This is a genomic window from Cytobacillus sp. FSL H8-0458, from assembly GCF_038002165.1.
In the GTDB taxonomy this organism is placed as follows: domain Bacteria; phylum Bacillota; class Bacilli; order Bacillales; family Cytobacillaceae; genus Cytobacillus.
Map to the genome: position 1 here is coordinate 382,981 of NZ_JBBOBR010000002.1, position 14,024 is coordinate 397,004.

At 44.2% G+C, this 14,024-nt stretch carries 10 protein-coding genes; 4 read left to right on the forward strand and 6 right to left on the reverse strand.

Annotated elements, in window-relative coordinates:
- Positions 1-59: 59 nt before the first annotated feature.
- From argH to NYE23_RS23215, 5 genes are read right to left on the reverse strand one after another with little or no spacing between them, the layout of a single operon-like run.
- On the reverse strand, positions 60-1,550 hold the full coding sequence (gene argH, locus NYE23_RS23195; RefSeq protein WP_341081551.1) for an argininosuccinate lyase: 1,491 nt from the start codon (positions 1,548-1,550) through the stop codon (positions 60-62).
- Positions 1,551-1,565: 15 nt separating this feature from the next.
- Positions 1,566-3,257, reverse strand: a complete 1,692-nt coding sequence (locus tag NYE23_RS23200; protein WP_341081553.1) for an ABC transporter permease — start codon at positions 3,255-3,257, stop codon at positions 1,566-1,568.
- Positions 3,254-4,360 carry an ABC transporter ATP-binding protein gene (locus NYE23_RS23205; RefSeq protein WP_341081555.1) on the reverse strand — a complete coding sequence of 369 codons (1,107 nt, stop codon included), beginning with the start codon at positions 4,358-4,360 and terminating at the stop codon, positions 3,254-3,256. The genes NYE23_RS23200 and NYE23_RS23205 overlap by 4 nt, the downstream gene beginning before the upstream one ends.
- A 14-nt stretch (positions 4,361-4,374) precedes the next feature.
- A complete protein-coding gene (locus tag NYE23_RS23210) occupies positions 4,375-5,469 on the reverse strand; it encodes an extracellular solute-binding protein (RefSeq protein WP_341081557.1) in 1,095 nt (364 codons plus the stop codon).
- Positions 5,470-5,485: 16 nt separating this feature from the next.
- Positions 5,486-6,697 (reverse strand): ROK family transcriptional regulator, encoded by a 1,212-nt coding sequence (locus NYE23_RS23215; RefSeq protein WP_341081559.1) that lies wholly within the window; start codon positions 6,695-6,697, stop codon positions 5,486-5,488.
- A 311-nt stretch (positions 6,698-7,008) separates the two neighbouring features.
- Between NYE23_RS23215 and NYE23_RS23220 the strand changes: the two genes are divergently transcribed.
- From NYE23_RS23220 to NYE23_RS23235, 4 genes are all read left to right on the forward strand, one after another.
- Complete coding sequence (locus NYE23_RS23220) at positions 7,009-9,516, forward strand: NEW3 domain-containing protein (RefSeq protein ID WP_341081562.1); 2,508 nt, start codon at positions 7,009-7,011, stop codon at positions 9,514-9,516.
- Positions 9,517-9,930: 414 nt separating this feature from the next.
- Positions 9,931-10,899 (forward strand): nuclease-related domain-containing protein, encoded by a 969-nt coding sequence (locus tag NYE23_RS23225; protein ID WP_341081563.1) that lies wholly within the window; start codon positions 9,931-9,933, stop codon positions 10,897-10,899.
- Between the two features lie 60 nt (positions 10,900-10,959).
- On the forward strand, positions 10,960-11,220 hold the full coding sequence (locus NYE23_RS23230; protein ID WP_341081564.1) for a CGCGG family putative rSAM-modified RiPP protein: 261 nt from the start codon (positions 10,960-10,962) through the stop codon (positions 11,218-11,220).
- Positions 11,205-11,480, forward strand: a complete 276-nt coding sequence (locus NYE23_RS23235) for a hypothetical protein (RefSeq protein ID WP_341081566.1) — start codon at positions 11,205-11,207, stop codon at positions 11,478-11,480. The genes NYE23_RS23230 and NYE23_RS23235 overlap by 16 nt, the downstream gene beginning before the upstream one ends.
- Positions 11,481-12,022: 542 nt before the next feature.
- Here NYE23_RS23235 and NYE23_RS23240 read toward each other — a convergent pair.
- Positions 12,023-14,020 carry a HAMP domain-containing methyl-accepting chemotaxis protein gene (locus NYE23_RS23240; RefSeq protein ID WP_341081569.1) on the reverse strand — a complete coding sequence of 666 codons (1,998 nt, stop codon included), beginning with the start codon at positions 14,018-14,020 and terminating at the stop codon, positions 12,023-12,025.
- Between the last annotated feature and the right edge of the window lie 4 nt (positions 14,021-14,024).

Consider the following 14,024-nt stretch of genomic DNA (forward strand, 5'->3'; position numbering starts at 1 on the left):
GGAAATAAAAAAAGCGAGCTCGCCATTGGCGAATTTCGCTTTTTTAAATACAACAATAGTCAAAATCTAAAGTTAATTAAATTCTCCCGCTTCTCCTTAAGCCCTCTCACAGTCCCCTCATAGCTGAGCAGGTCCCCTGTGAGGGTTTCATTCCGATCCTTGATCATTCTCGAGACCTCATCGGGATTCGGTCCTCCCTGGAGGCTGCGGATCTGTACAAAGTATTCAGGAGAGATGATTTTCTTCCACTCTTCCTCTGAGAGGGAAACGGGAACATATCCCCGAATGACTTCATTTACATCCTCTACTTTCCAGTCGCATAGCTCTTTCTGATCCTTCACCGTTTGTTTTGAAATATAGCTGGCAATGGAGTGGGCTTTCCGGAATGGGATGCTGTAGTCTCTTGCCAGGCTGTCGGCTAATTCTGTGATCGTGATGCACGATTTTTTGGCCATTTCTTTCGCATGGTCTTTATTGACCTTTAATGTTGCAATCACGGCATACATCAGCTTTAATACCCGATTCGCATTATTAAAAGCGCGATACAGATGGGGCTGCAGATCATCCTCAGTATCGACGATATCGCCGAATGGCGTGTTATGGACCATGTTCATGGCTGCATACGCTTCACCATAGGCACTGCTGGCAATGGATCTGGAATGCTCAATGGAAACCGGGTTCCGCTTCTGCGGCATAATGCTGCTCACCTGTACGTAAGGATCTGCCACCTGGAAGGTGCCAAACTCCCTTGTTACATGCTGAAGGAAATCCTGGATCCACCGGCCGGTATTCACCATGCAGGTCATCAGGGCGGATGAGGTCTCCAGCAGATAATCTGCTCCTGCAATCGAGTCGTACGAGTTTTCAATAATTCCTTCAAACCCCAATAAATCACGGGTGCGGTCCCTGCAAATCGGGAATCCGGTCGTTGTAAGGGCCGCTGCACCGAGTGAGGATTTATTTACGGTTTTATAGGCAGCCCACAGCCGGCTGATATCCCTTTGAAGGACATCATATACAGCAAGCAGATAATGCCCCAAAGTGGTCGGCTGAGCCGGCTGTGTATGGGTATAGCCGGTCATATAGGTCTCTTTATGCTCTTCAGCCTGCTCAAGCAATGCCTCACTAAGCTGATAGGCACTGCCCAAAAGCTGAAGCAGGTGTTCTCTCAGGACCAGCCTGTACATGGCGATCCCCATATCATTCCGGCTCCGGGCAATATGGATTTTCCCGGCCAGCTCATCACCGATCTCTTCTCCGATTTTCGCTTCCATCATAAAAAAGAGATCTTCAAATTGAGGCTGGTAGGATAATGAGCTTGTGTCTGACATTGCCACTTTATTAATTCCTTCCAGCATGGTCCTTGCTTCATCTTCCGGAATGATTCCCTGTTCTGCCAGCATGATCACATGTGCCCGGTGGATATCAAACATGACATGAAACAGATAATCCCGCTGGTCATTGAAAACAGGCATCAGCAGTTCTTCTGCATACGTCTTGCCGGGAAAGGCATGGCCTTCACTTTTAATAAATTCTTCTAATTTGCTCATTTTTTCAACTCCGTTTTATGACAATGATTTTTCAGCTTTTACACCAAAAAACTTATTTGATATGAACAGAACCAGTGCGATTAAAGCTATCTGGATCATTCCGTAAGCTGCCGCCTGGCCCATATTGAACATTCTCAGCTGATTCATAATCTCGATGGAAATCGGACGGTTTGAAAGGGTATACAGCAATACAGATGTTGGAAATTCACCGACTGACTCAACAAATGCCAGTAATGTTCCTGATAAAACCCCTGGCATAATAATCGGAAGGATTACTTTTCTGAACGTATAAAACCACTTTGCCCCAAGACTTCTCGAGGCTTCTTCTATAGAATCATCCAATTGCTCCAATACCGCATTGGTCGATCTGACGACCAATGGAATATGGCGAATAAAATAGGCCAGAGGCAAAATCCAGAATGTGCCGACGAGAATATTGCCAAACGAGAAGATGGTAGGCTCATTAAAAGCAAAAATCAAATTCATCCCGATAACGGTGGCCGGCAATGCCCATGGAATCATAACTAAAATATCCACAAAGCTTTTCCCGACAAATTTCCGTTTAACAAGCACATATGATGCCAATACGCCAAAGACGAGGTTCCCAGCTGTAGCGATAACCGACAGGATCAAGCTATTTTTCAACGGCTTGAATATGTTCGGATCCTGGAACAATAAACGATAATTTTCAAAATTAAATACCGATGGATAGGTCTGCCACGTCCAAGTTCCATCCGGCACGAGGGATAGCAGGAGAATCGTGAAATGAGGAAGCAGCAGAATAATGACTCCCACGATTCCTGTAAAGACCAGTATCCACTTTAAAACAGGATTATTCACTTCACTGCGATGGGCCCCAATCCCTTTAGATGCCATCCGGTAATCCTTGCGGTTTTGGTACCAGCGCATAAATAATAGGAAGCTGATCGATACAACCGATAAAATAACCGATTGCGTGGCGGCCACTTCCATATCGCCGTTGATTTTTGAAAAATAAATCTGCAGACTCAGCACTCTGAATCCGCCTGCCAGCAGAAACGGCGCACTGAAGGATGCCATCGAGATCATAAACACTAATAAGGATGCGGCAACAATAGCCGGTGTCAATAATGGAAAGGTTACTTTCCAGAACACGTTAAATCGGTTGGCCCCCAGGTTGTATGCAGCTTCTTCAAGGGATGGATCAATTTTATTAATGGCTGATGAAACAGTCATATAGAAATACACATACATAGTATATGCATGGACAATTAAAATGCCTGAAATGCCGCCTATTTTAAACGGGACTTCATCCAGCCCGAACAGGTCTTTAATGGCATTGGGAATCAATCCGGTTTCCCCATACAGGAACATGAACGCCATTACTCCTACCAATGACGGCAGAACGATCGGCATGATGGCAGCCGATGCAAAAAAGCCTCTGCCCGGAAAATCATACCGGTTAAAAATGAATGCCAGCGGGATGCCGATCAGCGCACTGACCAGGACACTTAATACTGAAATATATACAGAATTCCACAGGGCCTCCAGATTGGTTTTGGATTCCTGAGTAAAGAAGTCACTGTAATTCCCAAAGGTCATGCTGCCTTCTTTTTGAAGACTCTCCATTACAGTCCGTAAAGAGGGATAAAGAACATAAGCTATGAGAACCAGCAAGACTGGAATAAGGAGGAGCAGGGTCAGCCTTGTATCCCGATTTTTAATCATGATGCATCACCAGTCACCACAGGAATGATCCTCATCTGCTCTTCAGGCAGTTCCACCCAAATCTCTGCACCCGCCTGCAGGTTCCTGGATAATCCGCTATTCAGGGCATTTACCTGAAGCTTAAGACCTGCAGCTCTGACCACCACATTGATGAGGGAGCCGAAGAAATGTACCTCCTCCACCTTTCCCTTGAAGATATTTTTCCCTTCCGTCTCTTTTTCCAGTATTTTAATAGATTCAGGACGGATGGATAATGCCAGGTTCCCTTTGTTCTCCTGATTATAATTAAAAGGGGCATTTCGGACGGAAAGCTCACTGTTACTTTTACCATTCTGCACTTGTACAAGAATGTTCTCATCTTCTATCCTGCTGATCTTCACAGACAGCAGATTGATTTCACCGATAAACCCCGCTACGAAGTCATTGGCTGGTTCATTATAGATTTCCGAAGGTGTTCCCACCTGGTGGCAGACCCCAAAGTTAAATACCGCAATCCGATCGCTCATGGAGAGAGCTTCTGCCTGGTCATGGGTAACATAGATGGTCGTGATATTATAATCCTTCTGCAATCTCAGTATTTCACTTCTCATTTCATCGCGCAGCTTGGCATCCAGGTTGCTGAGTGGCTCATCCAGAAGCAAAATCTCCGGTTCTATCACCAATGCCCTTGCCAGCGCGACACGCTGCTGCTGACCTCCGCTTAACTGGCTCACCTGACGATCGGCGTATTGCTCAAGTCTCACCTTCTGCAATACATCCTTGACTTTTATATTGAGCTCCTTGGAGCCAAGTTTTCTAACCCTTAATCCAAAAGCGACATTCTCAAACACCGTCATGTGAGGAAAAAGGGCATAGTTTTGGAAAACCATGCCCGTATTTCTTTTTTCAGGAGGTACACGCGTCATATCCTTATCGCCGAAACGGACAACACCTTTAGTAGGATAATAGAATCCAGCAATCATCCGAAGTGTGGTGGTCTTGCCGCATCCACTTGGTCCAAGGAAGGTAAAGAATTCCCCATCCTTTATATCCAGATTTAAATGATCGACTGCAATAACCTTCCCAAAGGCTTTTTGGACATTATCTATGTTTATGGACGCCATACCTATTACACTTCCTATTCTTTAATTTCTTTTTCTCCGCTCTTAATGTTTTCATCCCAATACTTCATCCAGCTGTCGCTGTTTTCCTGGAATACTTTCCAGTCGATATCCATGCTCTTAATCTCTGTTTCTGTAATCCATTCAGGGAGGCCTTCCACATCATCCCTTGTTGGAATGCGGTAAAATTCTTCTGCAAGGATTTTGGCTGCTTCAGGTGTGTTGACAAACTCATAGAATGCTTCAGCCGCCTTCGGATGCGGAGCATCATTCACAACGGCAATCCCTTCTGTCAGGACTGGTGTTCCGCTTTCCGGAATGATGAATTCAAATGGATAATTTTTATTTTCTTTTAACATAACAACGTCAGGCATTGCCCAGACAGACAGCTTTCCTTCTCCTTTGGCCACCTTGTTGTACATCATTTCAGGATTCGCTGCGTATTCTTTTGTATTGGCATCCAATTTTTCAAGCCATTCGTAACCTGCCGCTGTATCGCTGGATTCCTTAAAGTCGCGGTATATCATGGCTGAAAAAATTGTTCTCATCGTTCCGGATGCCAGCGGATAGCGGATGATGATTTCATCCTTCCACTTTGGATCCAGAAGCTCATCCCAGTCTTTAGGCGCTTCATCTTCTGATAATTCTTTGCTGTTATACATAATGACTTCCGGCGTTTGGCTTGTTCCGGACCAGTGCCACTCTGGATCATGGAAGCCCTCTGCCAGACTTCCTGCATAGGAAGGCTCATACGGCTTTAACAGTCCTTCATCCTTTGCCTGATCGAAGTTTACAGATGGCGCTCCCCACCAGACATCAGCCTGCGGATTATTTTTCTCAGAGCGGATCCGGTCCAGGATTTCCTGTGATCCCATATCAAGCCATTCCACATCAATCTGATATTTTTCCTCGAATTGCTGTTCAAACTTTGATAGAATATCCTTTCCATGCGGTGAATAGATAACTACCTTTTCTTCCAGCTTATTCTCTTTCTCTCCCGGCTCTTTTTCAGAGCTTGAGCTGGAACCCTGTTCAGAGCTGCACGCTGAAAGCATTAATGCAGCCGAAATGGATAAAGTGGTTATAATTGATGCCCTTTTCTTATTTTTCATTAAAAAATCCCCCTCATTAAGAAAATTTGATAATACTTTCATGCTCCCGCAAAAAGAGTGAAACAGCACCCAGGACTCCCGCATTATCACCTAATCGTGAAGTCTTCAATTCTACTGAACTTGGAAGATAGTGATTCACGATCCTGTCCAATTTAGGCAAAATGTAATCAGATGACTTTAGAACACCACCTCCTAAAATAATGACTTCAGGATTCAATAAGCTCGCGGCATTAATGATTCCATAGGCCAAATTTTCAATGGCTTCATCAATGACCGCAATGGCTGCTGTATCGCCTTTCTTCGCAAGAGTAAAGGCCATTTCCCCCGGCAGCTCTCCCTTTATGGCCTGAGCATAGGCTGGGTGGGCTGGATCCTGCTGGATGGCTTCCGTCAGTTTTTTTCCGATCGATTTACCGCCGGCGACGCTTTCCAGATAACCGTAGCGGTGAAAGATGGGCTTAAAGTCTTTTTTTATATCTGTTTTATCCGTCACCATATAGCCCATTTCGCCAGCAGCGTTTGAATAGCCGCGGTACAGCTGATTGTTGATAATAATTCCGCTTCCAATACCTGTTCCGACCGCCATAAACAGAACATTCTGTTTATTCTTCGCATTTCCGAGCCATTGCTCCCCAAGTGCTGCCACATTCACATCATTGTCTACATGAACCGGGAAAGGGAAGTATTTATTTGCTTCCGCTAAGAACGGGTATCGAATCCAGTTGAGGCTCGGTGCTTCCAGGACGACTCCGCTGGATGTTTGTGTAATCCCCGGAACCCCTGCTCCCATTCCAAGCACCTGTTCCAATGGGATTTGGCATTCATCCAGCATGGACTGTACATCTTTGGCGATTTGTTTTAAAAGTCCAGATTCTAAAAATTGACAGGTTGAAAAACTGCTGGAATGGACGATGTTGCCTCCGAGATCGCTAATGACTATCTTTACTTTCGTGCCGCCGATATCTGTTCCGATTACATAAGCCGCTTTTTCGTTGAAATAAAGATGTATCGGTCTCCTTCCGCCTTGTGAAGACGATTCGCCTATCCCCTTTTCATACACCCACTTTTCCCCTATCAATTCATCTACCAGCAAAGAAACAGTCGGCTTGCTTATGGAAATCTTCGCAGCAATCTCGGCCCTTGAAGTCGGTGAATTTTCCTGAATCCATTGAAGTACTCTCTTTTTATTGATTGATTTCATTTGCATAGGTGTCCCATTAAAATTCATCACATCACGGCCTTAATTGATTTGGTTAGTAAATATTACTAATTAACTTCAATATAACCTACCTGGTAACCGTTTACAACCCATTATTTTTAATTTTATGATAATTGTGATTATTTATATGACTAAAGAAGGATTTTAATATAAATAATTTTTCGAATATTGAAATATTAACTATTTTCCACTATTATGAAATTTATTAGGCGGGTAGTTGCCTGAAGTTAGTTAGGATATTTAACTAACCTGCTTTAGACCTATGATGAAAGGAGTGCAAGAGGAGCGCTAGTAAACCATTTTGAAAGGGGTTACACACATTGAAAAAAATCTTTGTTTACTTTTTATCCTTGACGTTAATTCTCTCCCTGCTGCCTATCAGCGGAAGTGCCCAGTCTGAAGAGCATGACCCTGACCTTTGGAGTGCAGTGAAGCCGCTGGATACAACGGTCAGCTTTCTGAATACAGGAGCACATCCTGACGATGAGCGAAGTGACTTTCTTGCTTACTTATCACGGGGACTTGGTGTTAAAACATCAAGTTTGATCGCCAACCGCGGCGAGGGCGGCCAGAATGAAATCGGCCAGGAGCTTGGGAACGGTCTTGGAATTATCCGCTCCCGCGAAATGATTGAAGCAGCGAAAATCACCGGAGTTAAAGCCTACCATTTAAGTGAAACGACCTCTGATACCATCTATGATTTCGGCTTTTCCAAGACAAAGGATGAAACTCTGAGCCACTGGGGCAAGGACCTTACTTATGAAAGATTAATCCGCTTTATTCGTTCTTACCAGCCGGATATTGTGATGCCATCCTTCAGAGACTCGGATACCCAGCACGGGCACCACCGCACCATGACCATTCTCAGCCAGGAAGCCTTCAAAGATGCCGCAGATCCTAACGTTTTTCCTGAACAATTAAAAGAAGGGTTATCCGTCTGGCATACTAAAAAGTTCTATTTGCCGGCAGAAAATAAAGATACAGCCGATACATCGATTGAAATCGGCATGCTTGATCCTGTCTACGGCATGTCCTATCCGCAAATCGGCGAGGAATCACGGTATATGCACAAAAGCCAGGGAATGGGCAATGATATCCCTGTTGCGCCAAGACAAACGCATTTGGAGTTAGTGGACAGCGCCGTTGAAACTAACGGCAGCAATGAACTATTTGCCGGAATCCCTTATGATTTTAACGAATGGGCAAAAACGCTCCCTAAGAAAGAAAAAGCATTGCAGGTGCACTTTACAAAATTCCAAAAAAGCCTGGATGGAATTATCTCCAGCTATCCTAGCGACAGCCAGGTATTCAGCAAAACGCAGCAAGTATTAAAAGAAGCTGACCGTTTAGTTAAGAAAACAGCGAAATCCAAGCTTGATTCCCAGCTGAAGTCAGATCTGCTTCATAAGCTTGAAGTAAAAAAAGAACAGCTGCTGAATGTGAGCCTGGTATCCTCCGGCCTTGAAATTGATGCACAGGCGGAGTCCAATATCCTGACAAAAGGACAAAAAACAGCTGTTACGGTTACGTTAACCAATAATGGCAGTCAAAAGCTGAAGAAAGCTGATGTTGAACTGATCACTCCAGAGGGCTGGAAGGTTTCTAATAAGTCCAAGGCAGCTGACCTTGCACCCGGTAAAACGGCTGAAGTTACTTTCAAGGTCCAAGTTCCAGCTGATACAGCGTATTATCACGCATATGAAACCCCTGCCATACAGGCAAAGGTCAGCTATGAATCTGCCGGTGCAAAGACAATGACTGTTACTGATTTGGATGGCACCATTGCCGTTCTGCCAGACGTTGGCCTTACCCTTTCTCCTGAAGATCTGGTAATTAATACTGCCGACGTTCAAGAAGAAGTGCCTGTCAATGTAAAAGTGAAAAATTACCGTGAAGGAGCTGCACAGGCTTCCGTATCCTTAAATGTTCCGGAAGGCTGGTCAGTAAGCCCGGAAAAAGCCGCAGTTAACTTCGGATCTTCACTGGAGGAAAAAGAGGTTACCTTTACACTTAGCCCGCCCGCAGATATTCAGGAAGGCGACTTCAAATTGTCGGCCGAGGCAACCGTAAATGGAAAAACCTTTGATTCAACAGTTCAAGAAATTCAATATGACCATATCGGAACATTTTATTACCTGTACCCGGCCCAGGTAAATGGGGTCGCTTTTGAATTGCTGGCACCGGAAGGCTTAAAGGTCGGCTACATTGAAAGCGGCTTTGACAAAGTGGCAGATTACTTGTCCAATGCAGGACTCGATGTGACGAAGCTTACTGAGACCGATCTTGCTTCAGGGGACTTAAGCCAATACGATACAATCGTTGTTGGCATCCGTGCCTATCTGTCACGTGAAGACTTAACAGCTAATAATGAACGTTTAAAAGAATACGTCGCAAATGGCGGACATATGGTGGTCCAATACCATAAGCCGAATGATGGCTGGGATCAGGAAGCCACTGCTCCATACCCGCTGACTATTGGAAATCCATCCATCCGCTGGAGGGTAACCGATGAAAATGCACCTGTTACCGTTCTGCAGCCTGAATCGCCGCTCTTCAACTATCCAAATAACATTACGGAAGACGACTGGGCCAACTGGATTCAGGAAAGAGGATTATACTATCCAATGCAGTGGGATGACCGCTTTAAAACCTTCGTGCGCATGGGAGATCCGAACGAGGAGCCATTTGATGGCGGCATTCTCATGGCCAATTATGGAGAAGGCACCTACCTTTATACCAACCTGGTATTCTATCGCCAGATTCAAGGCCAGGTTCCGGGAGGCTACCGCATCTTCACGAACTTGATCAGTTACGGTCAAAATCAATAAGTTATTAGGGACAGCTGCGTATGCGGCTGTTCTTTTTTAGCGGGACATGGGGACAGGTTATCTGTCCCCAAGTACATTTGGGACATGGAACCTGTCTCCTCGTCCCTTGGTGACAGGCACCACCCGAATTTTGTCGAATGTGAACTTTGCAAATAGAGTGGGGAAGGTTGCAAATAGATGGGTGATTCTGCAAATAGAATGGGACTTTGTGCAAATAGAACCGGAAAATTGCAAATAGCTACCTGCTTCCTGCAAATAGAGAAACCGTGGAAGTGCTCGCGATCTCCACTCGCTAATAGAGTTAGAGAATCCGCAAATAGAGCACGAAAGTCTGCAAATAGAATCCCGTCTAAAAGAGGTATATAGACATTTATAGCGAAAATAACTAAGTAAACACAGAAAGGAGAGCTATACTTGATTAGTAAAAGCCTGAAAGTTCCCGAATTGAACCTCCAGCTTGAAGCATTGGTAAGAAGAATCCCCGAACAGCACCCCTCTCGTGAGAAAGTGATCTCAGAATATAAAAAGAGAAGCGCAGGATATAAGGGAGAAGAAAGATTATTTTATTACTTAAGCTTTCTTGAACCTAAAAAGTATTGGATTTTTCATGATTTGCGGTTATCAAACGGATCGCAATTCTTCCAAATCGATGCATTGCTGCTCACTGCAAACTTCGGGCTCATATTAGAAGTTAAAAATTGGACAGGCACCTTGTTTTTCAACCCTCAATTCCAGCAGGTCATCCGCATCCAAAACGACAAAGAAGAAGGATTTCCAGACCCCATTTCACAAGCCCGGCATCAGACGAACCAGTTTAGGAACTGGCTTGACCTTAATGGATTTCCTAACATTCCTCTTGATTTTTTAGTTATAATCAGCCATCCTTCCACCATTATTAAGGCAGAGACAGATCCGCTGCAAATATCTAAGAAAGTCTTACACTCTCATCACCTTTTATCCAAAATGAATGACATTGAAAATAAGTTCCCTCAAGAAAAAACTGACTCTAAGGAGATTCGGAGGCTATGCCGGACTTTGTTAAAAAAACATATCCCTGCACAATCCGATATTCTCGAGCACTTCAATGTCTCATCTGAGGAAATTCTTACTGGTGTCAGCTGTCCTAAATGCACTTCCCTTCCAATGATTTTCCATTGGGGGAAATGGCACTGCCCAATGTGTTTGTTTTCCTCTTCATTAGCACATGAAGCTGCGGTCCAAGACTACTTCCGGCTTATTAAGCCGTCAATTACCAACTCGCAATTCCGCTCATTCACCCATATACCATCCCCCTATGCGGCTTCAAGATTACTGTCCAGGATGAATCTTTCATTTAAAAGAAATAAAAGACACAGAATTTACGAAAAATCCCCTGAACAGTGATACAACTCACAAATTTTCCCAACAAAAAAATTTATAATTAAGCTGAATTGAGGTGCTAATATGGAAAAGAACTGGTCTATTTCACTTGAGCATGATAATTATGCTAGTGATTTGGAGCTTCTGATCAACGATGCGATGGCGGCAGTCAGCCAGACAGCTAAAGGGTATTATGTTAATATAGTCACACCAGCTGATTTAGGAAATCCCGATAACTACCTAACTGAAGCACTGCTCATATACTTCGGAAATAAAGTGGACTCTCAATTTATCGATCAATGCGGATGCGGGGGGTTTGTTTTGAGGGTATGGAAAAACAAGTGAGGGACTTTACGATTTTGTGTGATTATAAGAACCGGCATGTTATTTTAAATTATTATTATGAAGACGAGCTTATAGATCGGGATGGAATCAGCTTTAATGAGATTTACGTTCACCAGGGGACGGTTTACTTTATTAAAAATAAAAAACGGATTGTAACCATCAATTCGAAGAAATATCGTAATATATTGATAGGCGAGGATTTTCAAAATTACTATATTATGCGGAGAGACAAGAAACGTCTTGATATCTATTTTCCTTAAACGGAGCTGCGAAGCGCTGGATGCGCTTTTGCAGCTTTTTTTGTTTGGGGAGGAGTGGTCTCTATTTGCAAGAATCCTGCGTCTATTTGCAAATTCCCTGTTCTATTTGCAAAATCTATGACTCTATTTGCAAGTTGATTATCGTATATTGTTCCCGGACCTTTTGCTGCTCGTCTATTTGCAGGAAACAGCTTGCTATTTACAATTTTACAGTTCTATTTTCAGAATGAAGCCTGCTATTTGCAGCTTACTCTGTTCTATTTGCAGAATCCCCGGTTCTATTTGCAAATCTACTATGTGTGTCGTTACCTGCTCAGTATGCAGTTCTTCTATTTGCAGAATCCGGCTAGCTATTTGCACTTTACTTGTTCTATTTGCAGAATCCCTAGCCCTATTTGCAGTTTAAAGCATCTATTTGCAAGTTTCCGCAATCTATTTGCAAGTTTCCGCAACCTATTTGCAGAGTTCACTTTCTGAACCCGCCCGCCAGAGAATCAGCACACACAAAAATAGACCCGCCAAACCTGGCGGGCCCACCCTAGTTACTCCACTTTAAACCTCTTAATAGAATCAAGCAGTTCCTCCGCCATCCCCGAAAGTGAGGCAGCAGATGCCGCAATTTCTTCCATGGATGCCAGCTGCTCTTCTGTAGCAGCGGATACGTCCTGGCTCTCTGCTGTTGTGACAGCGGCAATTTCTTCGATTGCACTGACGAGTTCCACCACCTGGTCGGCGCCTTCGGCCATGTCCCTGATGGATGATGACACTTCTGCGATCTGGCCCGAAACGGTGTCGGCAAATTGCTGGATGTGGCTGAAGGCATCTCCGGCATTGTTCACCAGGTCGATTCCTTTTTCCACTTCAGCTGTTCCCTTTTCCATGGAAGAGATGGCTTTGTTTGTATCCGTCTGAATTGTTGAGATCAGTTCACGGATGCTTTCGGTTGACTTGGACGATTGCTCTGCCAGCTTGCGGACTTCATCAGCCACAACGGCGAAGCCTCTTCCGTGCTCGCCTGCTCTTGCGGCTTCAATGGCTGCGTTGAGTGCGAGCAGGTTCGTCTGGTCGGCAATGGCAGAAATCACATTGACAATCTGGCCAATTTCTTCCGAACGTTTCCCTAATGTATGAACAATTGAACCCAGTTCAGAGACTGTTACATTAATATTTTTCATTTGGTTTGTTGAAAGGTCGATTGCTTCACTTCCTTTTACAACCACTTCATTTGTCTCATTCGCCGTTTCGGCCACGACATTTGTGTTACGCATAATTTGCTGAATGCGGACGGACATTTCTTTGACAACAGAGGTGCTTTCTTTCACTTTTCCTGTCTGCTGCTCAGTTGCAGAAGCTACTTCCTGGATGGAGTTGGCCACCTGCTCTGTTGCCATGTTGTTCTGCTCAGAGCTTGCTGTCAGCTGTTCCGATGAGGATGCAAGATGGACCGCTTTTTCGCTCACCTGGTTGATCAGCTGCTGCAGCGATAGGACCATCTTATTAAAGCTGACACCCAGTTTGCTGATTTCATCGTTGTTCTTGACAATAAACTTCTGGGTCAGATCTCCTTCGCTGACCTTATCAGTTGCCGCGATGAGCTGATTGAGCGGTCGCGTTATCGAACGGACAATAATGTAAGAAACAAGTGCGCCCACAAGGACGAAGATGGCTATAAATATAATTGTCGACACTAAGATTGGCTGGACTGATGACGTTACTTCCTCCAGGTTCATTGTTCCGAGTACCTTCATGCCTGTCAGCCCATTGGTGGTGAAGTGCATTTCTTTCTTTACGCCATCAATCGTGTACTCAACCTGTCCCTTTTCCTTTTCCAGGACTTCCGGCAGCCAGCTGCCTTCAGCCTGTGTGCCAGGCTTCTCCTGCGGGTGTACTAAAAAGCTTCCCTCTGCACTTAATATGGCAGGATAGCCTTCTTTCCCAATTTTAATATTATTGGATATCTCACTAAGAGCAGCGAGACTTAAATCAATTCCAATAACCCCGGAGCTGTCGCCAAGCTTTTGCGCTACGGTGATTAAGATGTTTCCGCTGACAGCGTCAACATATGGCTCTGTGATGAAGACTTTTCCCTTTCCCTCCATGGCTCCCTTATACCAGGGGCGTGTGGTAGCATCAAAGTCAGCTGGCAGATCTGCACGCGGGTAGATGACTAAATCGCCATTTTCAGAACCGGCATATATAGCGACTGCCTCCGGATGAAGCTCTTTATACTGACTAAAAGAGTTTACCGTACTCTCGAGTTCTTCCTCGGTATAAAAATCCTTTTTGATCCTTTTGGAAAAGTAATTTGTATCCCCCATCTTAGGCTTTATAAAGTTGATGATAAATTGATCAAGAATCTTAACATTTTCATCTGCACTCATGGAAATCTGGTCCTTTATCTCATCATGCGCCTTCTGATAGGATATGTAGCCGATTGAAATAGAAGGAATTAATAGAATAATAATAAATGAGAGTAATAATTTCTTTCTAATCGTAAATGAAAACAGCGACCCTTTTTGTTTCTGTTTTTTCTTTTTCATCATC

What these genes read in the sequence shown, in the direction of transcription:
- argH (WP_341081551.1), bottom strand. Translation starts at nt 1,550, where the DNA reads ATGAGCAAATTAGAAGAATTTATTAAAAGTGAAGGCCATGCCTTTCCC.
- NYE23_RS23200 (WP_341081553.1), bottom strand. Translation starts at nt 3,257, where the DNA reads ATGATTAAAAATCGGGATACAAGGCTGACCCTGCTCCTCCTTATTCCA.
- NYE23_RS23205 (WP_341081555.1), bottom strand. Translation starts at nt 4,360, where the DNA reads ATGGCGTCCATAAACATAGATAATGTCCAAAAAGCCTTTGGGAAGGTT.
- NYE23_RS23210 (WP_341081557.1), bottom strand. Translation starts at nt 5,469, where the DNA reads ATGAAAAATAAGAAAAGGGCATCAATTATAACCACTTTATCCATTTCG.
- NYE23_RS23215 (WP_341081559.1), bottom strand. Translation starts at nt 6,697, where the DNA reads ATGAATTTTAATGGGACACCTATGCAAATGAAATCAATCAATAAAAAG.
- NYE23_RS23230 (WP_341081564.1), top strand. Translation starts at nt 10,960, where the DNA reads ATGGAAAAGAACTGGTCTATTTCACTTGAGCATGATAATTATGCTAGT.
- NYE23_RS23235 (WP_341081566.1), top strand. Translation starts at nt 11,205, where the DNA reads ATGGAAAAACAAGTGAGGGACTTTACGATTTTGTGTGATTATAAGAAC.
- NYE23_RS23240 (WP_341081569.1), bottom strand. Translation starts at nt 14,020, where the DNA reads ATGAAAAAGAAAAAACAGAAACAAAAAGGGTCGCTGTTTTCATTTACG.